Annotated in this window: 19 protein-coding genes, 3 rRNA genes and 3 pseudogenes; 15 read left to right on the forward strand and 10 right to left on the reverse strand. The window is 67.9% G+C overall.

Annotated features, from left to right (window positions below):
• The 6 genes and pseudogenes from B9S61_RS24165 to pstB form a co-directional block, all read left to right on the forward strand.
• Positions 1–254, forward strand: a pseudogene (locus B9S61_RS24165) (hypothetical protein); the annotation flags it as partial.
• A gap of 94 nt (positions 255–348) precedes the next feature.
• Positions 349–807, forward strand: a complete 459-nt coding sequence (locus tag B9S61_RS24170; RefSeq protein ID WP_103544134.1) for an NUDIX hydrolase — start codon at positions 349–351, stop codon at positions 805–807.
• Between the two features lie 221 nt (positions 808–1,028).
• Complete coding sequence (pstS, locus tag B9S61_RS24175; RefSeq protein ID WP_103544135.1) at positions 1,029–2,159, forward strand: phosphate ABC transporter substrate-binding protein PstS; 1,131 nt, start codon at positions 1,029–1,031, stop codon at positions 2,157–2,159.
• Positions 2,160–2,291: 132 nt separating this feature from the next.
• Complete coding sequence (gene pstC / locus B9S61_RS24180; protein WP_103544136.1) at positions 2,292–3,299, forward strand: phosphate ABC transporter permease subunit PstC; 1,008 nt, start codon at positions 2,292–2,294, stop codon at positions 3,297–3,299.
• Positions 3,296–4,357, forward strand: coding sequence for a phosphate ABC transporter permease PstA (pstA, locus tag B9S61_RS24185; RefSeq protein WP_103544137.1), 1,062 nt, complete (start codon positions 3,296–3,298; stop codon positions 4,355–4,357). Before pstC ends, pstA begins: the two co-directional genes overlap by 4 nt.
• A 35-nt stretch (positions 4,358–4,392) precedes the next feature.
• A complete protein-coding gene (pstB, locus tag B9S61_RS24190) occupies positions 4,393–5,169 on the forward strand; it encodes a phosphate ABC transporter ATP-binding protein PstB (RefSeq protein ID WP_103544138.1) in 777 nt (258 codons plus the stop codon).
• Between the two features lie 392 nt (positions 5,170–5,561).
• Here the strand turns inward: pstB and pitH are convergent, their stop codons facing one another.
• Both pitH and B9S61_RS24205 read right to left on the reverse strand, forming a co-directional pair.
• Positions 5,562–6,560 (reverse strand): low-affinity phosphate transporter PitH, encoded by a 999-nt coding sequence (pitH, locus tag B9S61_RS24200; protein WP_103544140.1) that lies wholly within the window; start codon positions 6,558–6,560, stop codon positions 5,562–5,564.
• A gap of 7 nt (positions 6,561–6,567) precedes the next feature.
• Positions 6,568–7,188 carry a DUF47 domain-containing protein gene (locus B9S61_RS24205; protein WP_103544141.1) on the reverse strand — a complete coding sequence of 207 codons (621 nt, stop codon included), beginning with the start codon at positions 7,186–7,188 and terminating at the stop codon, positions 6,568–6,570.
• A gap of 239 nt (positions 7,189–7,427) precedes the next feature.
• On the opposite strand from B9S61_RS24205, the gene B9S61_RS24210 reads away from it, so the two are divergent.
• The gene (locus B9S61_RS24210) at positions 7,428–7,778 is read left to right on the forward strand and encodes a metal-sensitive transcriptional regulator (protein WP_103544142.1); all 351 of its coding nucleotides are present in this window, start codon (positions 7,428–7,430) and stop codon (positions 7,776–7,778) included.
• Positions 7,779–7,803: 25 nt separating this feature from the next.
• On the opposite strand, the gene B9S61_RS24215 is transcribed toward B9S61_RS24210, so the two are convergent.
• From B9S61_RS24215 to B9S61_RS24230, 4 genes are all read right to left on the reverse strand, one after another.
• A complete protein-coding gene (locus B9S61_RS24215) occupies positions 7,804–7,983 on the reverse strand; it encodes a hypothetical protein (protein ID WP_103544143.1) in 180 nt (59 codons plus the stop codon).
• Positions 7,984–8,079: 96 nt separating this feature from the next.
• Positions 8,080–8,928, reverse strand: coding sequence for a hypothetical protein (locus B9S61_RS24220; protein ID WP_103544144.1), 849 nt, complete (start codon positions 8,926–8,928; stop codon positions 8,080–8,082).
• 560 nt (positions 8,929–9,488) lie between these two features.
• Positions 9,489–10,196 (reverse strand): phosphatase PAP2 family protein, encoded by a 708-nt coding sequence (locus tag B9S61_RS24225; RefSeq protein WP_103544145.1) that lies wholly within the window; start codon positions 10,194–10,196, stop codon positions 9,489–9,491.
• A gap of 212 nt (positions 10,197–10,408) precedes the next feature.
• Complete coding sequence (locus B9S61_RS24230; protein WP_103544152.1) at positions 10,409–11,401, reverse strand: NlpC/P60 family protein; 993 nt, start codon at positions 11,399–11,401, stop codon at positions 10,409–10,411.
• Positions 11,402–11,845: 444 nt separating this feature from the next.
• On the opposite strand from B9S61_RS24230, the gene B9S61_RS24235 reads away from it, so the two are divergent.
• The 6 genes from B9S61_RS24235 to B9S61_RS24260 all read left to right on the forward strand — a co-directional run bounded on the left by B9S61_RS24235 (position 11,846) and on the right by B9S61_RS24260 (position 19,044).
• Positions 11,846–12,154, forward strand: a complete 309-nt coding sequence (locus B9S61_RS24235; protein ID WP_103544153.1) for a hypothetical protein — start codon at positions 11,846–11,848, stop codon at positions 12,152–12,154.
• A gap of 200 nt (positions 12,155–12,354) precedes the next feature.
• A complete protein-coding gene (locus tag B9S61_RS24240) occupies positions 12,355–13,164 on the forward strand; it encodes a hypothetical protein (RefSeq protein ID WP_103544146.1) in 810 nt (269 codons plus the stop codon).
• The gene (locus B9S61_RS24245; RefSeq protein ID WP_103544147.1) at positions 13,154–14,494 is read left to right on the forward strand and encodes a hypothetical protein; all 1,341 of its coding nucleotides are present in this window, start codon (positions 13,154–13,156) and stop codon (positions 14,492–14,494) included. The genes B9S61_RS24240 and B9S61_RS24245 overlap by 11 nt, the downstream gene beginning before the upstream one ends.
• On the forward strand, positions 14,491–16,050 hold the full coding sequence (locus B9S61_RS24250) for an SCO6880 family protein (protein WP_103544148.1): 1,560 nt from the start codon (positions 14,491–14,493) through the stop codon (positions 16,048–16,050). Before B9S61_RS24245 ends, B9S61_RS24250 begins: the two co-directional genes overlap by 4 nt.
• A 13-nt stretch (positions 16,051–16,063) precedes the next feature.
• Entirely contained in the window at positions 16,064–17,473 is a 1,410-nt protein-coding gene (locus B9S61_RS24255; RefSeq protein ID WP_103544149.1) for an ATP-binding protein, read from the forward strand.
• An 11-nt stretch (positions 17,474–17,484) separates the two neighbouring features.
• Entirely contained in the window at positions 17,485–19,044 is a 1,560-nt protein-coding gene (locus B9S61_RS24260; protein ID WP_103544150.1) for a type VI secretion protein, read from the forward strand.
• Here B9S61_RS24260 and B9S61_RS24265 read toward each other — a convergent pair.
• Positions 19,033–19,620 (reverse strand): annotated as a pseudogene (locus B9S61_RS24265) (GNAT family N-acetyltransferase). The gene B9S61_RS24260 and the pseudogene B9S61_RS24265 overlap by 12 nt on opposite strands.
• Positions 19,621–19,750: 130 nt before the next feature.
• Here B9S61_RS24265 and B9S61_RS24270 point away from each other — a divergent pair.
• Both B9S61_RS24270 and B9S61_RS24275 read left to right on the forward strand, forming a co-directional pair.
• Positions 19,751–21,013: a sensor histidine kinase gene (locus B9S61_RS24270; RefSeq protein ID WP_258039829.1), complete on the forward strand. Its 1,263-nt coding sequence runs from the start codon at positions 19,751–19,753 to the stop codon at positions 21,011–21,013.
• Positions 21,010–21,680: pseudogene (locus B9S61_RS24275) on the forward strand (response regulator). Before B9S61_RS24270 ends, B9S61_RS24275 begins: the two are co-directional and overlap by 4 nt.
• Before the next feature lie 50 nt (positions 21,681–21,730).
• On the opposite strand, the gene rrf reads toward B9S61_RS24275, so the two are convergent.
• The 3 genes from rrf to B9S61_RS24290 form a co-directional block, all read right to left on the reverse strand.
• Positions 21,731–21,847, reverse strand: a 5S ribosomal RNA gene (rrf, locus tag B9S61_RS24280).
• A gap of 89 nt (positions 21,848–21,936) precedes the next feature.
• Positions 21,937–25,062, reverse strand: a 23S ribosomal RNA gene (locus B9S61_RS24285).
• A 312-nt stretch (positions 25,063–25,374) separates the two neighbouring features.
• A 16S ribosomal RNA gene (locus B9S61_RS24290) occupies positions 25,375–25,989 on the reverse strand; the annotation flags it as partial.

The raw sequence follows: 25,989 nt of genomic DNA on the forward strand, positions 1-25,989 counted from the left end.
GCGAGGTCCTGGGCACGGGCACCGACACCGAGGTCCACCTCCTCGCCGCCGGAGACGCCCTCGACCGGCACCGCGACGCCTCCGAGGCGGCCGCCGCCGCCGCGCAGGCGGCCCGCACCCCGCGGATCGCCCCGGCCACGGCATACGCGCTGGGTGTGCTCCACGCCGATCAGCGGCATGAGGTGGAGGCAGCGCGGTACGCGTTCCAGCGCGCCTGGCGGAAGGGACAGGCACAGGCGCAGGGACAGACTTAGGGTGCAGGTGCAGGGACAGACTTAGGCACAGGTGCAGGTGCAGGGACAGACATAGGTGCAGGCGCAGGCACAGGCAGACCCACGGAGGCACACGGTGAGCACCCCCGGCTCCGGCGAATCCCGTCCGCGGCCTCGCCCGCCCACCCTCACCGTCCAGGCCGCGGGCTGTGTCCTGTGGCGCCGCTCGCCCGTGACCGGCGCACTCGAGCTGTGCCTCGTCCACCGGCCCAAGTACGACGACTGGTCCTGGCCCAAGGGCAAGCTCAAGCGCGGTGAGGACCCGCTGGCCGGCGCCCTGCGTGAGGTCGCCGAGGAGACGGGCCACACCGCCGTGCCGGCCGCCGAGCTCCCCACCGCGCGCTATCTCGCGAACGGCCGCCCCAAGCGGGTCCGCTACTGGGCCGCCGAAGCCGTCGCCGGCACCTTCACCCCGAACGACGAGGTCGACCGGCTCCTCTGGCTGCCCCCGGACGCCGCCCGCGCCCACCTCACCCGCGCCGACGACGCCGGCCTCGTGGACGACCTCCTCGCCACCCTCCGTCCGGCATGGTGACCGCCCGGTATCACCCCGTGTCCTCGACGTGAGCGTTCCGTGACCTCACCGCACCGCCCTCAGGGGTTCACCCGGCGTTCACTTACGCCCATCGGACGCTTCACCTGTTCTGCCTAATTTCGGCCTTACACGATGCGGATCGCCCGAAGAACGAGGGGCGGACCCATCACCCACTTCGCACGCCGCCGAATTCAGGACGGCGGCCACTGGAAGGAACTCAAGTGAAGCTTCAGCGCAAGAACCGGCGGGCCCTCGCTCTCGGTGCTCTCGCCGTCTCCGGCGCCCTGGCCCTCACGGCGTGCGGCTCCGACGACACCGGTGGCAACACCGACGGCGGCGACGCCTCCGCCACCGCACAGGCCGGCAACATCGACTGCGGTGACGCCAGGGGCCAGCTCCAGGCCTCCGGCTCCTCCGCGCAGAAGAACGCCATCGACGCCTGGGTGAAGCAGTACACCGCCGCCTGCAAGGGCGTGCAGGTCAACTACAACCCGACCGGTTCGGGCGCGGGCATCACCGCCTTCACCCAGGGCCAGACGGCCTTCGCCGGTTCGGACTCCGCGCTGAAGCCCGAGGAGATCGAGGCCTCGAAGAAGATCTGCTCCGACGGCCAGGGCATCGACCTGCCGATGGTCGGCGGCCCGATCGCGGTCGGCTTCAACGTCCCCGGTGTCGACAGCCTCGCCCTGGACGCGGCGACCCTCGCGCAGATCTTCGACAGCAAGATCACCAACTGGAACGACGCGGCCATCAAGAAGCTCAACCCCGAGGCGAAACTTCCCGACCTCAAGATCCAGGCCTTCCACCGCTCCGACGAGTCCGGCACCACGGACAACTTCACCAAGTACCTGAAGGCCGCCGCGCCCAGCGACTGGAAGTACGAGCCGGGCAAGTCCTGGGAGGCCGAGGGCGGCCAGTCCGCCCAGGGCTCCTCCGGCGTGGCCCAGCAGGTGAAGCAGACCTCGGGTGCGATCTCGTACTTCGAGCTCTCCTACGCCTCGGACGGCCTCAACACCGTCGACATCAAGACCGAGGCCGCCGAGCCGGTCGAGGCCACCATCGAGAACGCCACCGCGGCCATCGGCGCCGCCAAGGTCGTCGGCACCGGCAAGGACCTGGCCCTGGAGCTGGACTACACCCCGTCCGCCGACGGCGCCTACCCGATCGTCCTGGTGACGTACGAGATCGTCTGCGACAAGGGCAACAAGGCGGAGACCCTGCCCACCACCAAGTCCTTCCTGAACTACATGGCCTCCGAGGACGGTCAGGCCCAGCTGGCCGACGCCGGCTACGCCCCGATGCCCGAGGAGATCATCACCAAGGTCCGCGAGACCATCGCGAGCCTCGCCTGACCCAAGCGTGCGGACCGGCCCCGACCACGGAGCCGGTCCGCACCGTCCGGTGCACCGCCCTCAGGAGTCCCCGGACCCGGACGGCTCCGACCGAGCCGCCCGCCCCGGCGGCTCCGCAGACCGGAGAACCCGATGGACATCACCACACAGCAAACCACCGCCCCACCCACCGCGCCAGGACCGGCCGCGCCCGCGGACAAGCGCGCCGCGCGCGGCGCCACCCGCCCCGGTGACCGGATCTTCCTCGGCCTCTCCCGCGGATCCGGCATCTTCGTCCTGGTCCTCATGGCCGCCATCGCGGCCTTCCTGACCTACCGCGCCTCCATAGCCATCGGCAAGAACGAGGCGAACTTCTTCACGTCCTTCGAGTGGAACCCCTCCGGGGTTCCGCCGGAGTTCGGCATCGCGGTCCTGGTCTTCGGCACCGTCGTGTCGTCGGTGATCGCGATGGTCATCGCGGTCCCGGTCTCGGTCGGCATCGCCCTGTTCATCACGCACTACGCCCCCCGCCGCCTCGGCGGTCTGATCGGCTACGTGGTCGACCTGCTCGCGGCCGTCCCGTCCATCGTCTACGGCCTGTGGGGCGTCCTCGTCCTGGTGCCGCACATGGGCGGCCTCTACAGCTGGCTCGACGAGTACCTCGGCTGGACCGGCGTCTTCGCCTGGGAGGGCGGCCCCGCCCGCTCGCTGCTCACCGTGGGCATCCTGCTCGCGCTGATGATCCTGCCGATCATCACCAACGTCAGCCGCGAGGTCTTCCGGCAGGTCCCGCGGATGCACGAGGAGGCGGCCCTGGCCCTCGGCGCCACCCGCTGGGAGGTCATCCGCATGTCGGTCCTCCCCTTCGGCCGCTCCGGTGTCATCTCCGCCTCGATGCTGGGCCTCGGCCGCGCGCTCGGCGAGACGATGGCCGTGGCCATGGTGCTCTCGCCGAGCTTCGACATCGGCGCCAGCCTGCTCGACCCGGGCGGCGGCACCTTCGCCCAGAACATCGCCAGCAAGTTCAACGAGGCCACCGTGATGGGCCAGGACGCGCTGATCGCCTCCGGCATGGTGCTCTTCGTCATCACCCTGCTGGTCAACGGCGCGGCCCGGCTGATCATCGCCCGCCGCAAGGAGTACTCGGGGGCCAACGCATGAGCCACGCAACCCTCCTCCCCAAGCCCAGTTCCCTGCGCGGCGCGACCCTGCCCAAGTGGTTCTCCTCGGCGGTCGCCGCCGGCTCGGTCGCCCTCGGCCTCGGCATCAGCTCCGCGGCCGGCCTGCACAGCGACATCCAGTGGGGCCTGATCGCCGCGGTCCTGTTCGTCGTCCTGTCCTACGGCATCTCCGCGAAGGTGGAGGGCAGCCGCCAGGCCAAGGACCGCACCGCGACCAGCCTGGTGTGGGTGGCCTTCCTGCTGGCCGTCGTCCCGCTGGCCTCCCTCATCTGGGAGACGGTCGAGCGCGGTGTGAAGGTCCTCGACGTCTACTTCCTCACCCACTCCATGGGCGTGGTCGCCGACACCGAGCCCGGCGGCGGCATCTACCACGCCATCCTCGGCACCCTGGAGCAGGTCGGTCTCGCCGCCCTGATCTCCGTGCCGGTCGGTGTGCTCACCGCGATCTACCTGGTCGAGTACGGCCGGGGCAGGCTCGCCAAGGCCGTCACCTTCTTCGTCGACGTCATGACGGGCATCCCGTCGATCGTCGCGGGTCTGTTCATCCTCAGCCTCTGGGTGCTGATCCTGAAGATGGGGCCCTCCGGCTTCGCCGGCTCCATGGCCCTGTCGATCCTGATGATCCCGATCGTCGTACGCTCCACCGAGGAGATGCTCAAGCTCGTCCCGAACGAGCTGCGCGAGGCCTCGCTGGCGCTGGGTGTGCCGAAGTGGCGCACCATCCTGAAGGTGGTCCTGCCGACGTCGGTCGGCGGCATCACCACCGGCGTGATGCTCGCCGTCGCCCGCATCACCGGTGAGACCGCCCCCGTGCTGCTGCTGGTCTGGGTCACGAACTACATCAACACCAACCCGTTCAAGGACCCCCAGGCCTCGCTGCCGATGTACATCTACCTGCAGTACATGAACAGCGCGGGCTCCGGCGCGGCCTACGACCGTGCCTGGGCGGCGGCCCTGACGCTCATCGCGTTCATCATGATCCTCAACCTCGTGGCCCAGGGCATCGCCCGCTGGAAGGCCCCGAAGACCGGTCGCTGAAGGCCACCCCCGACCCGAAAGAAGAAGTGATACCCATGGCCAAGCGCATCGATGTCAGCGGCCTCAACGCCTACTACGGCTCCTTCCTGGCCATCGAGGACATCTCGATGACCGTCGAACCCCGCTCCGTGACGGCCTTCATCGGCCCGTCCGGCTGCGGCAAGTCCACCTTCCTGCGCACCCTCAACCGGATGCACGAGGTGACACCGGGCGGCCGGGTCGAGGGCAAGGTCATGCTCGACGAGGAGAACCTGTACGGCGCGGGCATCGACCCGGTGGCGGTGCGGCGTGAGGTCGGCATGGTCTTCCAGCGCCCGAACCCGTTCCCCACGATGTCGGTGTACGACAACGTCGCGGCGGGCCTGCGCCTGAACGGCAAGCACAAGAAGTCCGAGCTGGACGACGTCGTCGAGAAGTCCCTCAAGGGCGCCAACCTCTGGAACGAGGTCAAGGACCGCCTGAACAAGCCGGGCTCGGGACTCTCCGGCGGTCAGCAGCAGCGCCTGTGCATCGCCCGCGCCATCGCGGTCGAGCCGAACGTCCTGCTGATGGACGAGCCGTGCTCCGCCCTGGACCCGATCTCGACCCTCGCGATCGAGGACCTGATCGGTGAGCTGAAGGAGCAGTTCACGATCGTCATCGTGACGCACAACATGCAGCAGGCGGCCCGCGTCTCCGACCGCACCGCGTTCTTCAACCTCGCGGCCGTCGGCCAGCCGGGCAAGCTGATCGAGCTCGACGACACGGAGCGGATCTTCTCCAACCCGTCCGTCCAGGCCACCGAGGACTACATCTCCGGCCGCTTCGGCTGACCGATCCCCTCGCGGTGCTGCATGGCGGTGCCACCGCGAGGCCAAGGGCCCGCCCCCCAGACCGGGGGGCGGGCCCTTCCACATACCCACAGACAAACCCCACCCCGGCCATCACCCCGCCACCACGGCAACCCGCCCCGCCTCACCACAGTCGGCCACCCCGCCCCACTGCGGACACCCACCCCGCCCCACCGCGGGCAATCGTGCCGCTGGGGCGATGGGGGTCCCCCCGCTCGAGCGAAGCCGAGAGTGGGGGAGGGTGGGCGCAGCGGCACCCCGTAAACGCCGGACCGCGCAACGCCCCCCGCCCAGCACCGACACCGGGCACCAGCCCACCCGGGCCCAACCCGACCCAGCCCAGCCAGCCAGCCAGCCGACCGACCTCACCCCACCTACAAGAACGCCAAGTTCACAACCCCGTACGACAACGCGGCCACAGCCCCCGCCGCAGGCATGGTGATGAACCACCCGAGAACAATGTTCTTGGCCACCCCCCACCGCACGGCGTTCACCCGCTTCGTCGCCCCCACACCCATGATCGCCGAAGTGATCACATGCGTGGTCGAGATCGGCGCGTGAAACAGAAACGCCGACCCGAACATGATCGACGCCCCCGTCGTCTCCGCGGCGAACCCCTGCGGCGGATCCAACTCGATGATCTTCCGCCCCAGCGTCCGCATGATGCGCCAGCCCCCCGCGTACGTCCCTGCGGACAGCATCAGCGCACAGGCGATCTTCACCCACACCGGAATGGGATCGCCGTAGTCCTCGACATCGGCGATGACCAGCGCCATCACCACGATGCCCATCGTCTTCTGCGCGTCCTGCAGACCGTGCCCCAGCGCCATCCCCGCCGCCGAGACGGTCTGCGCGATACGGAAGCCCCGCTTCGCCTTGTGCGGGTTGGCCCGCCGGAAGATCCACATGATCGCGGTCATCACCAGGTACCCGGCGAGCAGACCGACCACCGGCGACACGAACATCGGGATGACGATCTTGTCGAGCACCCCGTGCCAGTAGACCGTCGTCCCGCCGGCCAGCGCGGCTCCGACCATGCCCCCGAACAACGCGTGGGACGACGACGACGGCAGCCCGAAGTACCAGGTGATCAGGTTCCAGACGATCGCTCCCACCAGCGCGGCGAAGAGGATCCCCATCCCTTTCGACCCCTCGGGTGTCTGGATCACACCCTCACTGACGGTCTTGGCGACCCCGGAGCCCATGAACGCGCCGGCGAGGTTCATCACGGCCGCCATCGCCAGCGCCACCCGGGGCGTGAGTGCCCGCGTCGACACGGACGTCGCGATCGCGTTCGCCGAGTCGTGGAAACCGTTGGTGTACGTGAAGAAGAGCGCGACCCCGATGGTCACGACCAGTGCAAAGGTGTCCATGAACGGTTCAGGACTCCTTGACCGCGATGGTCTCCACCGTGTTCGCCACGTGCTCGAAGGCGTCGGCCGCCTCTTCCAGTACGTCCACGATCTGCTTGAGCTTCAGCACCTCGATGGCGTCGTACGTGCCGTTGAAGAGGTGGGCCAGCAGCTTGCGGTGGATCTGGTCGGCCTGGTTCTCCAGCCGGTTGACCTCGATCCAGTACTCGGTGAGGTTGTCCAGGGTGCGCAGGTGCGGCATGGCCTCGGCGGTGAGTTCCGCCGCGCGTGCCAGCACCTCGATCTGCTGCTCGACGCCTTTCGGCAGTTCCTCGACGTTGTAGAGGACGACCAGGTCGACGGCCTCCTCCATGAAGTCCATGATGTCGTCGAGGGAGGACGCGAGGTTGTAGATGTCCTCGCGGTCGAAGGGCGTGATGAACGAGGAGTTCAACTGGTGGAAGATCGCGTGCGTGGCATCGTCACCGGCGTGTTCCGCGGCCCGCATACGCTCTGCGATCTCGGCCCGGGCGGAGGTGTCCGCCCCGAGCAGTTCCATCAGGAGCTTGGAGCCCGTGACGATGTTGTCCGCGGACGCGGCGAACATGTCGTAGAAGCTCGTCTCCCTGGGGGTCAGACGAAAGCGCACGTGGGGTCCTCGGTCTGCATCGGTGTCGGTCAGGCTGATGCTAGGCGCATCATCCGGCCACGTGTAACGGGCCGTCCCCCAGTGTCCTCCATCAGGCACAGTGACGAGCACGGGGGCGGTCCGGGGATCGTTTCCGGCCGTAGCGCATGGCAGTGGCCACCAGACCCATACCCAGCAAAGTTCGGTATCATATACCCGCCAGGGGTATATGTCGCCCATCATCACCACAGGAGGACGCGATGACGACGACCGGGACCGGCGCGGACGCAGCCTCCTCCCCCGAGATCGTGACCGATCACGACCGGGGCATCCACGGCTATCACGACCAGAAGCAGGAACACCTCAAACGCCTGCGCCGCATCGAGGGCCAGATCCGCGGACTGCAGCGCATGGTCGACGAGGACGTCTACTGCATCGACATACTCACCCAGGTGTCCGCCTCCACCAAGGCCCTGCAGTCCTTCGCGCTGCAACTGCTGGAGGAGCACCTGCGCCACTGCGTCGCGGACGCGGCCGTCAAGGGCGGCGACGAGATCGACGCGAAGGTCAAGGAGGCCACCCAGGCCATCGCCCGCATGCTGCGGACCTGACCGGACCCGGCCGGGCGGGCCGGGGTCACGTCTCGCCGGACTCCGCCCGGGCCTCGCCCACCCGCAGCACCGCGTCGATGCTCTCCAGGCTGAGCCGGTCCTCGGCCGCGGAGGCGGCGATGATCAGCTCCCCGCACAGCTCGATCTCGGCGAGTGCCACGCGGTCCTGAACCGTCCCGCTCCCGAGCGGAGCCACGCGCCTCACCTCATCCCCGTCGTCACCGACTTCCTAGAGTAGGGAGCGCCCTACGGACCGCGCATGGCACGGAAGGGCTAGTTCGCGCCGGTCACTCCGGGCTCCTCACTCCTCGGCGATCCGCCCGGCGTAGATGTCCCCGGCCTCCGGCAGCCGTACGTCGGTGGGGACCCCGAAGTCGTACAGCAGCGTCGTCGACGCGACCGCGACGGGCTCGTCCTGCCGGCCGTTGACGAAACTGAAGCGGTGCCGGACCTTGCGGATCCGCCCCTCGTCGTCGAGGTAGACGTCGAACGGCACCCGGGCGGTGGCGAACCCTTTCGCCGCCGCGCCCAGCGGCGCCCGGTTCGATTCCGAGGCCGCCCGCGCGGCCTGCTCCAGGTCGGCGGTGCCCCGGTAATGGCGTACCTTCGCCCCCGCGACCTCGGTCCGCCCGACGAACGTCGCCGACCGCGTCCCGAGCAGGAGCTCGGCGGCGGCGAACGGATCGGTGGCCCCGCCGGTGACGAGGTTCCCGTCGGACAGCGTGCCGGTGTCCACCCGCACCCACTTGTCGGCGGGCACCCCGGCACCCCGGTTCTTCATGAACAGTGCCCCGGGAGCGAGCAGCTCGGTGATCGGCCGCCGCACGGTGTCGCCCGCCGGGTCCGGCGGCAGCAGCACCTTCAGCCGCCCGAGCCGCTTGCGGTAGTCGTAGAGCCCCTCGCCCCTGATGGTGACCCGGGTCCCGCCGGTGGCCATCTCCAGCGACGTACGCGCCTTGGAGCTGCCGGCGTCCACCAGCGCCCCGGCCGCCGCGCGCAGCACCCGCACGGGATCCCCGGCCGGCGCCCCCTGGTTCTCGGCGCCACCGCCCGCGCAGCCCGCAGCCGCGAACCCCGCGCACCACACGACCCCGGCCACAGCCACCCCGCCGCGCATCCGCCTGTGCCGCTGCTGCCGTCGTCGTGCCATGCCTGCCTACCCCTGCTCCGTCCGCGACACGGGCCGCTTGTCGTCGGGGTCAACGACCGGTAAGGGGCCCCGTCACGCCGGTACTCCGGGCGTTACCGTGGTCGGGTGCCTGACGAGGACGACGAGCCGGCCCCCGGCCCACACACCACGACCACCACCGAACAGGGCCGCTTCTGCGCGGCCCGCTGCACCTGTGGCTGGCGGGGCCCCGCCAGAAGAGCCAGAAGCCAGGCAAGAGAAGACGCCCAACTCCACACCCCCGAGTGACAAACCCCTACCCCACCATCCCCGCGCCGCTTCCGCGGGCAGTCGTGCCTCCCCCAGAGGGGATACCCCCAGGGCGGCACGGGTGGGCGATGGGGGTACCCCCGCTCGAGCGAAGCCGAGAGTGGGAGAGGCACCCCGCAAACGCCGGGCCGCGCACCCCCCTCCGCCCAGCACGAACACCGAGCACCAGGCCCCGGGCCCCAGGCCCCGCCTCCACCCGAAACCGAACGGCCCGCCCGGAGAACCCCGAACGGACCGTCAGTCAGCCACCCACCACCACAAGACCTACGACATCACGCCGCCAGATCCCGCTTGTCCGAATCCGGCCCCCCCGACCCGTACCCCGCACGCCCCCGCTCCCGCTGACGCACACCCCGCCCCCGGGCAACGATCAGCCACCCACCCCGCGGCGACCGCTCCACCGCCCGCATCAACGGCGTCAACAGCGCCATCGCCAACGGCGAGAGCAGCAGCGCGACAGCCGTCCCGAGCGCAAGCCCGCCCACGACGTCCGTCGGATAGTGCACGCCCATGTAGACGCGGATGAACCCGCCCACCAGCCCGAGCACCAACGCGATGATCCCGAGCCGCCGGTTGGCCAGGAACAGCCCCACCGCCAGGGCCATACAGAGCGTCGCGTGGTCGCTGACGAACGAGTAGTCGGTCTTGCCGTCGACCAGGACCTCGAGCCCCTCATGGTCGTTGAAGGGGCGGGGCCGCTCCACGAAGCCACGTATCGGCACGTTCACCAGCACGGCGACACCCGCCGCCAGCGGGGCCCAGACCAGGGCCGCAACGGTCGGGGCCGCGTCCTCGCCGCCCCGCTTCCTGACGCCCCACCAGCACCACACCAGCATCCCCAGCAGGGCGAACAGGACGCCGAACTCGCCCACGAACTCCATGACGTGGTCGAACCACGGCGGCGCGTCCTTGGCGAGACCGTTGATGTCGTAGAGCAGGTCGACGTCGGGGTTCGACCCGGAATCGGCGAGTCCAGCCATGGTGCTGCGGCCCCTTCGTCATATCTCCCGGCGCACCGTTCGCACGCCGCCTTCAACCACCCCCGTGGTCCGTAGATCCGCTCATCGGCTCGGCTACGACAACAGGAACGCACAGCCCCCGTTGATACGTTCCACGCTCCACCGAACGATCACGCAGACGTTATCGAAGAGATACGCATCTCCGCAGCTCAGGGGGAGGGTCAACGCTCCGCTCACACCGTCGTGGGGAGTGCTTTCGCGCCATCTTCGGTGACGCGGGTGGCACCAAAGTAGTCAGGAGTGTCGATCGGGTCGAATCGGATCACGGCACCGGTGCGGGGTGCGTCGATCATGTACCCGCCGCCGACATAGATACCCACATGCCGGATGGCCCGCGAATTGGTCAGGTCGTCCGAGAAGAACACCAGATCACCGGGGAGCAGTTCGTCCCGCTTCGGATGCGGCCCCGCGTTGTACTGGTCGTTCGCCACGCGCGGCAGCGTGATCCCCACGCTCTCGTACGCCGCCTTGGTCAGCCCCGAGCAGTCGAACCGTCCGCCCTGCTCAGGCGTGCCGTTACCGCCCCAGAGATAGAGCGTGCCGAGCTTCTTCTGAGCGAACGCGATGGCCCCGGCAGCCTGCTTCGACGGGTCGACCCGCCCGACCGGCGCGGCGAAGCTCTTCTCCAGCGCCTGGATGCGCTTGACGTAGTTCTGCGTCTCCTTGTACGGCGGAACACCCCCGTACTTGATCACCGCGTACGCCCCCGCGTTGTACGAGGCGAGCATGTTTTCGGTCAGATTCCCGCCGACGTCCTTCACGTAGCCCGCGAGCGTGCAGTCGTACGTGGCCGCCGACGGGATCGCGTCCTTCGGGTCCCATACGTCCCGGTCCCCGTCCCCGTCCCCGTCGATCCCGTGCGTGGCCCAGGTACCGGGGATGAACTGGGCGATGCCCTGCGCCGCCGCGTGGCTCTGCGCCTTCGGGTTGAACCCGCTCTCCTGGTAGAGCTGGGCGGCGAGCAGCGCGGGATTGATGGCGGGGCAGAGGTTCCCCCACCTCTGCACGAGCGCCTGGTACGCGGCCGGCACGCTCCCCTTGGCGAGCGCCTTGGCCCCCCCGCCCACGACGCTCCCGGCGATGACGTAGACACCGACGACGAGCAGCAAGGTGAAGGCGAGCACGGAGCTGACGGCAAAAGCCGCACCGACCCAGACCTTACACACCGTCAACCACCCCTCACCGTCCGGCAGTCCACCGCCGACCGACAGTGTAGAGGCAGCCCCCGCCGCGCGGGGGCGACGAGTCAGGACCAGGACGTGGATACGGTGTCCGGCATGGAAGCCTCCGATCGGTGCTTCCAGTTGGGCGAGAGGAAACAGGTGCCCAGCGGCGGGTCCCGCTCCTCCCTCCACGCCGTCAAGGAGGAGCCGCGCTTCATTGCCCAACGTTACCCTACGTGATACACAGAGTGACGATACGACTCTTCACCCATCGGAGCGCGCCCCTCCCGGGGCCCGGCGCGCGCCGGTGGCAAGCTATTCCTACGAAACCCGCCAACAGATGACGCCAAGTCGACATACGACAGCGGCATTGTCGGCGACAATAGGGCCTGACCTCTGCACCTCCGCGGGGGTAGCGGAACTACCCATACAGGGGCGGTGACTTACGTGTTCTTCGCGGCCGACGAGGGAGACATCAACACCATTATCGGCGGGATCGCCCCAGACTGGGGCCCCTTCGGCAGCCTGGGCAACGAGGCCAAGATCATGATCGAAGTGGTCATGGCGGTCGCCATCCTCCTCTGCCTGGGCATCGCCATCTGGGGGGCCGCCAAACAGCGCATCGGCGTCACCGCGTTGAGGGACACGTTCAGCGCCGAACAGGGCAAGGGCCTCATCATCGCGGGGCTCACGGGCGTCTTCATCATCGGCTCGCTCGGCACCCTGTTCACCATCGTGTACGGCATGGCCGTCTAGGTCCCGCTCCATCGGTCCGACCGGGCACGCCCGGATCCCCCTCCATCCCACCCGCCCGTCGTGCCCACCGGCTGAGGTTGCGTTTCCCTGATGTCCAGTCACCACACCGCGCCCGAACGGCAGCCGGCCCGGCTACCGTCGTCCGTGGAGTACCCGGAGTACGAGGTGTTTCCGCACGACGCTGAGGGGGCGTACGCGGCATGAGTCTCGGAGACGACACCGGTCAGACCCGCACCCGCCTGCCGGAAGGGGGCGGCGACCCGTACGGCGGCGGACGCAGAGGTACCCGCTCGTCATCGCGCAGCCTTGTCACGGTGGTCGGCGTGGTGGTGCTCCTGATCGCCGCGATCGCCTTCGCGAACCGTGGAGGAGACGATTCCGCAGCGGAGGAGGGCGTCTCCGGCGACTCCCCCAAGTCGGCGGCGACGGCCCCTTCGGGGAAGAAGCCGGTGGACGCGAAGGCGGCGGGCATCCCGTCGGGCTTCTCCCACGACCGGCAGGGGGCGGAGAGCGCGGCGGCGAACTATACGGTGGCTCTCGGCTCCGCCGAGATGTTCGACAAGGACCGGCGGCGCCAGATCGTGGAGACCGTATACGCGCCGGACGCGGCCGCCGCCCGGCAGATGGACATGGACCAGGCCTACTCGGACGCGGAGTTCCTGGCCAACATCGGCCTGGACAAGGACGGTAAGGCGCCCGCCGGACAGTCCTTCGTCTCCCGGGTGATCCCGGTGGGCACCAAGGTGACGTCGTCGAACTCGAGCGATGCCACCGTGGAGGTCTGGTACACATCGCTCTTCGGCCTGTCCGGTGAGGGCTCGACCAATCCGGTCACCCAGAGCTGGTACACCACGACGTACCAGCTGAAGTGGACCGAGAACGACTGGAAGGTCATCGACCTCCAGCAGAAGGACGGACCGGTCCCGGTCGGGGACGACCAGAGGGCCTCCACTTCCGATGAGATGACGAAGGCTGTCGGGGAATACGGAGGGTTCACGTATGCGCGCTAACCACCGCTTCCTCAGACTCACGGCAGTCGTAGCCGCCGTACAGGCCACCACGGTGCTGCTCGCCGGCCGGGCCTTCGCCGATCCCACGCCCACCCCCACGGGCACAGCCTCTCCATCTCCCGCACCCACGGACAGCAACAACCCCTGCGACCTCATCCGGGGCCGCGCCAAGGACTACTGCGAACGAGGCGAAGCCGCCTCCAACGGCAGCACCACCCTCGACGACCCCTCCACCACCCTCGACCCCCTCGCCTCCCTCGCCCAGGGCTGCGCCGACGCCGCCTCCTGGACGATCAAGCAGCTCAGCGGAGCCGTCGAGGACACCGCGAACGTCGACTTCACCAACGACACGTTCCTCCAGCAGTACGCCGTCGTCTTCGCCGCGTCGACGATCCTCACCCTCCTCCTCTGGCTGCTCGCGGTCGCCAAGCGCGCGGTGCGTGGCGTGCCCCTCGCCACCGCGCTCTCCGAGGCGATCGGCTTCCTCTGGCTGACGGTCCTCGCCTCCGCCTTCACCCCGCTGATCCTCTACACCGTCGTCTCCGCCACCGACAGCATCACCGACGTGCTGGCGAAGGCGACCGGCGACCAGACGGACACGTTCTTCGGCACGTTCGCCGGCGCGCTCGAGAAGGGCGACGACATCGGCGGCGGTCCGATCATGCTGATCGTCGTCTCCCTCGTCTCGATCCTCGCCGCCGGCATCCTCTGGCTGGAGCTCGTCATCCGCGCAGCCCTGCTCTACGTCGGCGCGCTCCTCGGCACCGTCGTCTACGCGGGCCTGGTCGACAAGAACCTGTGGGGCCACGTCCGCCGCTGGGCGGGCATCATGATCGCCGTGATCCTCGTGAAGCCGGTGATCGTGATCGTGCTCGGCCTCGCCGGCGCGCTCTCCGCCGAGGAGGGACCCGACGCGTTCTCCGCCGTGGTCTCCGGACTGGCGATCATCCTGCTCGCCATCTTCGCCTCCGCGATGATCTACCGCTTCGTCCCCGGCTTCGGCGACGAGATCGCCGGCTCCCGCAACAACCGCATGATGCAGGGCGCCGAAAGCAAGGCCGCCGCCGTCATCAGCTCTCCGGCGACCCTGGTCGCCCAGGGCATCAAGACCCACAGCACCCGCGCCGACAACAACGGAGGCGGCCAGTCCTCCGGCGCCCGCCCCTCCAACCCCGCCTCCGGCGGCGTCGCCGCACACAGCTCACGCACGCCGAACGGCGGCGGAACGGCCGCGGCCCCCGCGCCCCGGTCGAGCAGCCCGCTGAACACCCCCCACGCCGGCAACACCCGCAACAGCAGTAACAACCGCACGGGAGGTGAAGGGCGTTGACGACCGAGTCCCCTCTGTCCCATCCGATCACGCCCCGCCGTACGTATCTGATCGGCCGCGCCCGGCCGAACGCGATCGTCGGCCGCAATCGCGAGACCGGTGAGATCGCGCTGATCGTCGTGGGTGCGTTCCTCGGCATGATGTGCGGACTCCTCGTCCCCGTCCTGTCCGCGCGGATCGTGCTGCTCGCAGGGCTGCCGATGCTCGGGCTGGCCGCCGTGTACGTGCCGTACAAGGGCCGCACCTTCTACAAGTGGTTCGAGATCAACCGCAGCTACAAGCGCACCGTCCGCCGCGGCACCACCTACCGATCCGGTGTCGTCGAGGCGGGCACCCGCCTGGACGGGCGCGAGGTGGAGGTCGGGCCGCCGCCCGGGATCGGGCGGATCACCTGGCTCGCCGCCCCCTTCGGCCCGGACGAGATCGCCGTACTGCTCCACGCGGACCGCAAGACCGTCACCGCCGCGATCGAGATCGAGGGACCGGGCGTCGGCCTGCGCGACTCCGAGGACCAGGAAGCCCTCGTCGACCGCTTCGGCACCCTGCTCAAGCACGTCGCCAACGGCGACGGCTTCGTGACCCGCATCCAGATGCTGGCCCGCACCCTGCCCGCCGACCCCGACGCACACGCCAAGGACGTCTCCGTCCGCGGCGACGAGAAGTCACCGCCGTGGCTCCAGCAGTCGTACGAGCAGCTGCAGTCGATGGTGTCGACCAGCAGCGAGCAGCACCGCGCCTATCTCGTCGCCTGCATGCACTACAACCGCGAACTGGCCGCCGAGGCGAGCACCATGGCCCGCGCCATGCGCAGTCAGGGCGGCGGCAAGGTGGACCGGGACGCGGGGCTCGCCGTCGTCATGGCCCGTGAGCTGACCGACATCTGCTCCCGGCTCCAGGAGGCGGACATCCGCGTACGGCAGCCGCTCGGCCAGAGCAGACTGTCCTCGCTGATCCACGGCATGTACGACCCGGACCACCCCATCGACCACATCCAGGCGATGACCCAGCGCAACGCCTGGCCGGCCGAACTGGACGCCATGGAGCCCACCTACCTCCAGGCCAAGACCCGCGAGTCCTCCACCCGCGCCCCCTGGTGCCACGCCACGGCCTGGGTGAAGGAATGGCCGATGACCCCGGTGGGCGTCAACTTCCTCGCACCGCTGCTCGTCCACACCCCCGACGTGATCCGCACGGTCGCCGTCACGATGGACCTCGAACCCACCGAGGTCGCCATCGAGCGGATGCTGACCGAGAAGACCAACGACGAGGCGGAGGTGTCCCGCGCCGCCAAGATGAACCGCACCGTCGACCCGCGCGACCTCGCCGCCCACAGCCGGCTGGACCAGCGCGGCGAGGACCTCGCCAGCGGCGCCGCGGGCGTCAACCTGGTCGGCTACATCACCGTCTCCTCCCGCACACCCGAGGCCCTGGCCCGCGACAAGCGGACCATACGGGCGTCGGCCGGAAAGTCGTACCTGAAGCTGGAGTGGTGCGACCGCGAGCACCACCGCGCGTTCGTGAACACACTCCCGTTCGCCACCGGCATTCGAAGGTAGGGGCTGAGTTCTGATGCGGGATCCGCTGTCCGTCGTCACCGACGCCTTCACGTCCTTCCTGTTCGGGAAGGTCGAGACCACGCGGCTGCCGGTGCGCACGTCCACGGGCCAGGCCCAGGCGGTCTACCTGCCGACCGCCGCGCCCGGCCTCGGCGACTCCGGCGTCATCATCGGCCGCGAGGTCTACTCCGGCAAGGGTTACATCTACGACCCCTTCCAGCTCTACGGGCAGCAGCTCCCCGCCCCGCACTGGCTGGTCCTCGGCGAGTCCGGCAACGGCAAGTCGGCGCTCGAGAAGACGTACGTCCTGCGCCAGCTGCGCTTCCGCGACCGCCAGGTCGTCGTCCTGGACGCCCAGGGCGAGGACGGCGTCGGCGAGTGGAACCTCGTCGCGCAGGAACTGGGGATCACCCCCATCCGGCTCGACCCGATGGCCGCCCTGGACCACGGCATCCGGCTCAACCCCCTCGACCCGTCGATCACCACGACCGGGCAGCTCGCGCTGCTGCGCACCATCATCGAGGTGGCGATGGGCCACGGCCTGGACGAACGCTCCGGCTTCGCCCTCAAGGTCGCGCACGCCTACGTCAACGAGACGATCGTCGAACGCCAGCCGGTCCTCTCCGACATCGTCGAGTGCCTGCGCCACCCCGAACCGGAGTCGGCGGAGGCGATGAACGTCGCCATAGACGACGTACGGGCATGGGGCCTGGACGTCGCCCTGGTCCTGGACCGCCTGGTCGACGGTGACCTGCGCGGCATGTTCGACGGCCCGACGACCGTCGGCATCGACCTCGACGCGCCGCTCATCGTCTTCGACCTGTCCCACATCGACCGCAACTCCATCGCCATGCCCATCCTCATGGCGATCGTCGGCGTCTGGCTGGAACACACCTGGATCCGCCCCGACCGGAAGAAGCGCATCTTCCTGGTCGAGGAGGCCTGGCACATCATCAACAGCCCGTTCGTGGCCCAGCTGTTCCAGCGGCTGCTGAAGTTCGGCCGACGGCTCGGCCTCTCGTTCGTCGCGGTCGTCCACCATCTGTCCGACGTGGTGGACGGCGCGGCGGCGAAAGAGGCGGCGGCCATCCTCAAGATGGCCTCGACCCGGACCATCTACGCCCAGAAGGCCGACGAGGCGAGGGCGACCGGACGCGTCCTCGGCCTGCCCAGATGGGCGGTGGAGATCATCCCGACGCTCACCCCCGGTATCGCGGTCTGGGACGTCAACGGCAACGTCCAGGTGGTCAAACACCTGGTCACGGAGACCGAACGCCCGCTGGTCTTCACCGACCGCGCGATGACCCAGTCCTCCGCCGACCTGAACGACGACGCCCTGCGCGCCGCCGAACTGGAGGCGGAGGAACGGGCGGCCGCCTTCGTGGAACAGCACGTCGGCGACGCCGAATCGACGGTGGCGTAAGGGGACGACGCGTGAGACCGGACGATCACCGCGCGCACGGCCAGGGCGGCATCCCCGACGGGCTGCTGATCGGCATCCTCGCCTTCCTCCTCGGCCTGACCACGATGGTGTGGACGGCCACCGGCCTCGCGGGCCTCTTCGCCCACGGCCGGTGGCCCACCGGCGTCACCTTCACCCGCACCCCGGTGGCCGTGCGCCATCTCGTCACCGACCCGCAGAACCTCCCCGCCGCCTGGCCGGACACCCCGGCGGCCGGCCTCTCGGGCTACGGCCTCTTCTGGGGCCTGTTCATCGGCCAGCTGATGATCCTGATCGTCCTGACCGTGTTCGTCCTGGGCACGGTGGCCCGCTGGAAAGCCGTACGGACCCGGCGGCGGGCGGAACGGGCGGCGGGCGTACGCAAGCGGCGGCAGGAACCGGAACCGCGGCCCGGACGAGAGCCCGAACCGGTGGAACACACCGCACGAGCGCCGGAACGGGAACCGCGCCCCGCCCGGGAGACGCAACCGGCACCGGCACCGGAGCGACTGCACGAGGTTCCGACGCCGAGGGTGCCCGAGCAGGAAACGCCGGCGCCCTCAGTACCCCTGGCCGCCCTCGCCTCCCACGGTGAACAGGCGAACGAGTGGGAAACCCCCCGCACCGAAGGCGCGGGCCTCCACTACGGCCCCCCGGCCACCCGCCACACCACAGCCACCCGAGCCGTACGCGACGCGGAGGGCCCCGTCCTCGTCCTCACCTCCAACCCCGCCCTCTGGCACGAGACCAAGGACGCCCGCGCCAAACTGGGCCCCGCCCACCTCTACGACCCCACCCACCTCTGCGACACCCCGGCCCGCCTCCACTGGTCCCCGACGGCCGGCTGCGAGGACAAGCGGACCGCCGCCGCCCGCGCGACGGCGCTCCTCGCCCCCGTCCGCCCCACCTCCCGGCTCGACCAAGCGGTCAGCGACACCGCCGAGACCCTGCTCCGCAGCTACGTGCACGCCGCCGCTGTCGACGGCCGCACCGCCCGCCACGTCCACCGCTGGTCCCAGGGCATCCAGGTGCACGACGCCGTGCGTATCCTCCGCACCAACCCCAAGGCCGCCCCCGGCTCCGCCGGCGAACTCGAAGCGGCTCTCACGGCACATCCCGACCGCCGTGACATGGCCCAGCAGGTGACCACCCGGGCCCTGTCCGCCCTCTCCACGCTCCATGTCCGCGAGGCCTGCACTCCCCACCGAAATGATGCCCTCGCCTTGGATTCCTTCATCGATGAAGGGGGCACGCTTTATGTTGTGGGCGCATCCATCGAGGATCCCCGCACCAGCCCGGGCGCGATGCCCCTGCTGACGGCGCTCGCCTCGCACGTGGTCGAGCACGGCCGGCGCATGGCCGAACGGTCATCCTCCGGTCGGCTCGACCCACCACTCACCCTCGTCCTGGACGACGTGGCGGCCGTGGCCCCGCTCCCCCAGCTCCCGGAGCTCCTCAGCACCGGCACCGACCAGGGCTTGCCCACCCTGGCCCTGCTCCGCTCCCGCGAACAGGCCCGCTCCCGCTGGCCCCACACCGAACTACCGGCCTGAGCCTGCCCCCGGCCGTTCGGCGACCATCTCCCATTGCCGCTCATCCGGCCTGCCCGCCACCGGCACGGTCACTCCGCTCTCGACGAAGCCCGCCTTGCGGTAGAAGCCCAGCGCCCGCGCGTTCTCCGGGTGCACGATGAGCCGCACCCGCTCCAGCCCACACCTCCACGCCCACTCCAGCCCGGCGTCGAACAGCGCCTTGGTCAGCCCGCTCCCCCGGTACCCGGGCGCCACCTACACCCCCACCAGGTGCCCCTGCCGCCGCTCGACGGGAAACCCGGCCCAGTCCGTCGCCCCGGCCTCCTCGATCAGCACGGCGATCGTGCCCACCCAGCTCCCGTCCCCCGCCTCGGCGACGAACTGCCGCGCCCCGCTCCCGCCCTCCGCACCGTTCGCCGTGCGCTCCCGCCAGTACGAGTCCGGCCGGGCCGCGGCCTCCTCATAGGTGTCCAGGTAGGCGAGATGCGCGACCGGATCGCGCAGCGCGGTGAGCCGCAGCTCCCTCACCGCGGCCCACTCCTCCACCCGCACCGGCCGGATCACACAGTCCTCGAAGAACGTGTCACTGGCAGTCATGACCGTCACCGTAGTACCGGGGTACTACCGCCCTCACCCGGACTACCGCCCCCGGTCCGACGTACGCCGTTCCCGTGCGGACCATCGTCGACTCATGATTCGCCTCCACCCGGCGGACGGACCCACCACCATGGACGGCGTGACAGCGAACGACCAGGAGCCGCCGCCGGGCGAACGGACGACGGAGCCCCTCGCCCAGTACGTGCAGCGCGCCAACCAGTGGGTGCGGGCCTTCGACGGGCGCCACCCGCTGCTGTGGGACCCGCTGTTCACCGGCTTCTGGTCGACGGCCGCCCTCATCGACTACACGGGTGGCGGCTGGCGCAACGTCACCCACAACCCGGACGCTCCCGGTCCGCTCCTCCTCGTCCTGAGCCTGGGCCTGTCCGTCCCCCTCCTGTGGCGCCGTACCCGTCCCGCGAGGGTCCTGCTCGTCATGACCCCGTTCGCCGTGGTCAACGCCTGGTCCGGCGCCGCCCTCCAGGCGGCACTGCTCCAGCTGGTCGTCATCTATCACCTCGCCCTGCGCCGTCCCCTGCGCGACCTGTGGTGGGCGACGGCCCTGATGCTCACCCCGGTGGTGATCTCCACGGCCCGTTTCGGCGAGGGCGAATGGAGCCAGCAGATCGGCTCGCACCTGACATCCTTGGGTGTGGCCGTCCTCATCGGCGTCACCGTCCGCACCCGCGAGAACTACACCGAGGCCCTGGAGGACCGCGCGCGCCGTCTGGAGACGGAGCGCGACCAGCAGGCCCGTATCGCCACCGCCGCCGAACGCGCCCGCATCGCCCGCGAGATGCACGACATCATCGGCCACAACCTCTCCGTCATCACGGGCCTGGCCGACGGCGGCAGATACGCGGCGACCAAGTCCCCGGAACGCGCCGCCCAGGCCCTGGACGCCATCGGCACCACCAGCCGCCAGGCTCTCGGCGAACTCCGCCGTCTCCTCGACGTCCTCCGCGACGACGAGGCGACCCGCCCCGCCGAGCGAAGCCCTCAGCCCGGCCTCACCGACCTGGACCGGCTCGTCGACCGCGTCCGCGACGCGGGCCTGCCCGTCCACACCACCACCGAGGGCCGGGCCGTCCTCCCCCCGGGCCGCCAGCTCACCGTCTACCGGGTGGTCCAGGAAGCCCTCACCAACACCCTCAAGCACGCGGGCCCGGGCGCCACCGCGAAGATCACCATCGCCTACGGCGACCGGGGCGCCGTCACGGTCACCATCACCGACACGGGGACGGGTCTGCCGTCGGCCGCCCCGTCCGGCGGCCGCGGCCTGCCCGGAACGCGGGAGCGAACAGCCCTGTACGGCGGCACACTCGAGGCCGGCCCGCGCCCCGGACACGGCTGGCGTGTCCGTCTGCACCTACCGGAGGAACCCGAGCAGTGACCACCGTCCTCATCGCCGACGACCAGCCCCTCCAGCGTTTCGGCTTCCGCATGCTCCTGGAGAGCCAGGACGACATCACCGTCCTGGGCGAGGCGTCGAACGGCGGCGAAGCGATCCGATGACGGCGGAACTGCGCCCGGACGTGGTCCTGATGGACATCCGCATGCCCGGCATGGACGGCATCGAGGCCACCCGCCGCATCGTCGCCACCGGCGAACGCACCCGCGTACTCATCCTGACGACCTTCGATCTGGACGAGTACGCCCACGCCGGCCTCCGTGCCGGCGCCTCCGGCTTCCTCATCAAGGACGCCCAGCCGGAGGAACTCCTCTCCGGTCTCCGCTCCGTGGCCACCGGAGACGCGGTCGTCGCCCCTGGCCTGACCCGCCGTCTCCTCGACGCGTACGCCCACCATCTGCCCACCGGCGGTGACTCCGTGGACGTCTCCCCCTACGACCCCAGGCTGTCCGCCCTCACGGAGCGGGAACGCGAGATCCTCACGGTGATCGGACAGGGCTGGACGAACACCGAGATCGCCGCCCGCCTGCACCTGGCGGAGTCCACGGTGAAAACCCACGTGGGCCGCATCCTGGCGAAGACCGGCTCACGAGACAGAGTCCAGGCGGTCATTCTGGCGTACGACACCAGACTGGTGGAGCCGTCCTGAAACGCAGAAAGCCCCCGTGCCGAAGGGCACGGGGGCTTTCTACAATGATTGTTCGGCGGCGTCCTACTCTCCCACAGGGTCCCCCCTGCAGTACCATCGGCGCTGTAAGGCTTAGCTTCCGGGTTCGGAATGTAACCGGGCGTTTCCCCTACGCTATGACCACCGAAACACTATGAAACCGTTCAACCGCACCACACCGTGACCGGGCATGGGGTTGTTCGTGGTTTCAGAACCAACACAGTGGACGCGAGCAACTGAGGACAAGCCCTCGGCCTATTAGTACCGGTCAACTCCACACCTTACGGTGCTTCCATATCCGGCCTATCAACCCAGTCGTCTACTGGGAGCCTTACCCTCTCTAGGAGGTGGGAGTCCTCATCTCGAAGCAGGCTTCCCGCTTAGATGCTTTCAGCGGTTATCCCTCCCGAACGTAGCCAACCAGCCATGCCCTTGGCAGGACAACTGGCACACCAGAGGTTCGTCCGTCCCGGTCCTCTCGTACTAGGGACAGCCCTTCTCAAGACTCCTACGCGCACAGCGGATAGGGACCGAACTGTCTCACGACGTTCTAAACCCAGCTCGCGTACCGCTTTAATGGGCGAACAGCCCAACCCTTGGGACCGACTCCAGCCCCAGGATGCGACGAGCCGACATCGAGGTGCCAAACCATCCCGTCGATATGGACTCTTGGGGAAGATCAGCCTGTTATCCCCGGGGTACCTTTTATCCGTTGAGCGACGGCGCTTCCACAAGCCACCGCCGGATCACTAGTCCCGACTTTCGTCCCTGCTCGACCCGTCGGTCTCACAGTCAAGCTCCCTTGTGCACTTACACTCAACACCTGATTACCAACCAGGCTGAGGGAACCTTTGGGCGCCTCCGTTACTCTTTAGGAGGCAACCGCCCCAGTTAAACTACCCATCAGACACTGTCCCTGATCCGGATCACGGACCCAGGTTAGACATCCAGCACGACCAGACTGGTATTTCAACGACGACTCCCCCTGAACTGGCGTCCAGAGTTCACAGTCTCCCAGCTATCCTACACAAGCCGAACCGAACACCAATATCAAACTGTAGTAAAGGTCCCGGGGTCTTTCCGTCCTGCTGCGCGAAACGAGCATCTTTACTCGTAGTGCAATTTCACCGGGCCTATGGTTGAGACAGTCGAGAAGTCGTTACGCCATTCGTGCAGGTCGGAACTTACCCGACAAGGAATTTCGCTACCTTAGGATGGTTATAGTTACCACCGCCGTTTACTGGCGCTTAAGTTCTCAGCTTCGCCACCCCGAAGAGTGACTAACCGGTCCCCTTAACGTTCCAGCACCGGGCAGGCGTCAGTCCGTATACATCGCCTTACGGCTTCGCACGGACCTGTGTTTTTAGTAAACAGTCGCTTCTCGCTGGTCTCTGCGGCCACCCCCAGCTCGAGGAGCAAGTCCTCTCACCAGTGATGGCCCCCCTTCTCCCGAAGTTACGGGGGCATTTTGCCGAGTTCCTTAACCATAGTTCACCCGAACGCCTCGGTATTCTCTACCTGACCACCTGAGTCGGTTTAGGGTACGGGCCGCCATAAAACTCGCTAGAGGCTTTTCTCGACAGCATAGGATCATCCACTTCACCACAATCGGCTCGGCATCAGGTCTCAGCCTTAATGAACGGCGGATTTACCTACCGTCCGGCCTACACCCTTACCCCGGGACAACCACCGCCCGGGATGGACTACCTTCCTGCGTCACCCCATCACTCACCTACTACCAGCTCGGGTCACCGGCTCCACCACTCCGACCTCGTCCGAAGACTCAGCCGGCGGCTTCACGGGCTTAGCATCACTGGATTCGATGTTTGACGCTTCACAGCGGGTACCGGAATATCAACCGGTTATCCATCGACTACGCCTGTCGGCCTCGCCTTAGGTCCCGACTTACCCTGGGCAGATCAGCTTGACCCAGGAACCCTTAGTCAATCGGCGCAAACGTTTCTCACGTTTGTATCGCTACTCATGCCTGCATTCTCACTCGTGAACCGTCCACAACTCGCTTCCGCGGCTGCTTCACCCGGCACACGACGCTCCCCTACCCATCACAGCCGGCGTTGGCCGTATATGCTGCAATGACACGACTTCGGCGGTACGCTTGAGCCCCGCTACATTGTCGGCGCGGAATCACTAGACCAGTGAGCTATTACGCACTCTTTCAAGGGTGGCTGCTTCTAAGCCAACCTCCTGGTTGTCTGTGCGACTCCACATCCTTTCCCACTTAGCGTACGCTTAGGGGCCTTAGTCGATGCTCTGGGCTGTTTCCCTCTCGACCATGGAGCTTATCCCCCACAGTCTCACTGCCGCGCTCTCACTTACCGGCATTCGGAGTTTGGCTAAGGTCAGTAACCCGGTAGGGCCCATCGCCTATCCAGTGCTCTACCTCCGGCAAGAAACACACGACGCTGCACCTAAATGCATTTCGGGGAGAACCAGCTATCACGGAGTTTGATTGGCCTTTCACCCCTAACCACAGGTCATCCCCCAGGTTTTCAACCCTGGTGGGTTCGGTCCTCCACGAAGTCTTACCTCCGCTTCAACCTGCCCATGGCTAGATCACTCCGCTTCGGGTCTTGAGCGTGCTACTGAAACGCCCTATTAGGACTCGCTTTCGCTACGGCTTCCCCACTCGGGTTAACCTCGCAACACACCGCAAACTCGCAGGCTCATTCTTCAAAAGGCACGCAGTCACGACGTTGAGTGCAAGCACTCAACGCGACGCTCCCACGGCTTGTAGGCACACGGTTTCAGGTACTATTTCACTCCGCTCCCGCGGTACTTTTCACCATTCCCTCACGGTACTATCCGCTATCGGTCACCAGGGAATATTTAGGCTTAGCGGGTGGTCCCGCCAGATTCACACGGGATTTCTCGGGCCCCGTGCTACTTGGGTGTCTCTCAAACGAGCCGCTGATGTTTCGACTACGGGGGTCTTACCCTCTACGCCGGACCTTTCGCATGTCCTTCGCCTACATCAACGGTTTCTGACTCGTCGACCAGCCGGCAGACTGGTCAAGAGAGATCCCACAACCCCGTATGCGCAACCCCTGCCGGGTCTCACACGCATACGGTTTGGCCTCATCCGGTTTCGCTCGCCACTACTCCCGGAATCACGGTTGTTTTCTCTTCCTGCGGGTACTGAGATGTTTCACTTCCCCGCGTTCCCTCCACTTGCCCTATGTGTTCAGGCAAGGGTGACAGCCCATGACGACTGCCGGGTTTCCCCATTCGGAAACCCCCGGATCAAAGCCTGGTTGACGGCTCCCCGGGGACTATCGTGGCCTCCCACGTCCTTCATCGGTTCCTGGTGCCAAGGCATCCACCGTGCGCCCTTAAAAACTTGGCCACAGATGCTCGCGTCCACTGTGCAGTTCTCAAACAACGACCAACCACCCATCACCCTGCCCTCACAGGCAAGTTCACTGGGGCCGGCGACTGAAGACAGACCTTGCGGCCGTACCTTCAGACACCCAACAGCGTGCCCGGCCCCGCCCCGTCCGGTGATCGTGCGTTCCACGCTCCGAAGAGCAGTACTTGCAGCCACCGGCCCGAGAAACAGGACCGAATAGTCAACGTTCCACCCATGAGCAACCAGCACCGGACGTTCGCCGATGAACTGGCCCCTGGACTGCCGAAGCAGCCTAGAAGTGCTCCTTAGAAAGGAGGTGATCCAGCCGCACCTTCCGGTACGGCTACCTTGTTACGACTTCGTCCCAATCGCCAGTCCCACCTTCGACAGCTCCCTCCCACAAGGGGTTGGGCCACCGGCTTCGGGTGTTACCGACTTTCGTGACGTGACGGGCGGTGTGTACAAGGCCCGGGAACGTATTCACCGCAGCAATGCTGATCTGCGATTACTAGCGACTCCGACTTCATGGGGTCGAGTTGCAGACCCCAATCCGAACTGAGACCGGCTTTTTGAGATTCGCTCCACCTCGCGGTATCGCAGCTCATTGTACCGGCCATTGTAGCACGTGTGCAGCCCAAGACATAAGGGGCATGATGACTTGACGTCGTCCCCACCTTCCTCCGAGTTGACCCCGGCGGTCTCCCGTGAGTCCCCAACACCCCGAAGGGCTTGCTGGCAACACGGGACAAGGGTTGCGCTCGTTGCGGGACTTAACCCAACATCTCACGACACGAGCTGACGACAGCCATGCACCACCTGTACACCGACCACAAGGGGGGCACTATCTCTAATGCTTTCCGGTGTATGTCAAGCCTTGGTAAGGTTCTTCGCGTTGCGTCGAATTAAGCCACATGCTCCGCCGCT

This window comes from Streptomyces sp. SM1 (assembly GCF_002910825.1).
GTDB classification, from domain to species: domain Bacteria; phylum Actinomycetota; class Actinomycetes; order Streptomycetales; family Streptomycetaceae; genus Streptomyces; species Streptomyces okerensis.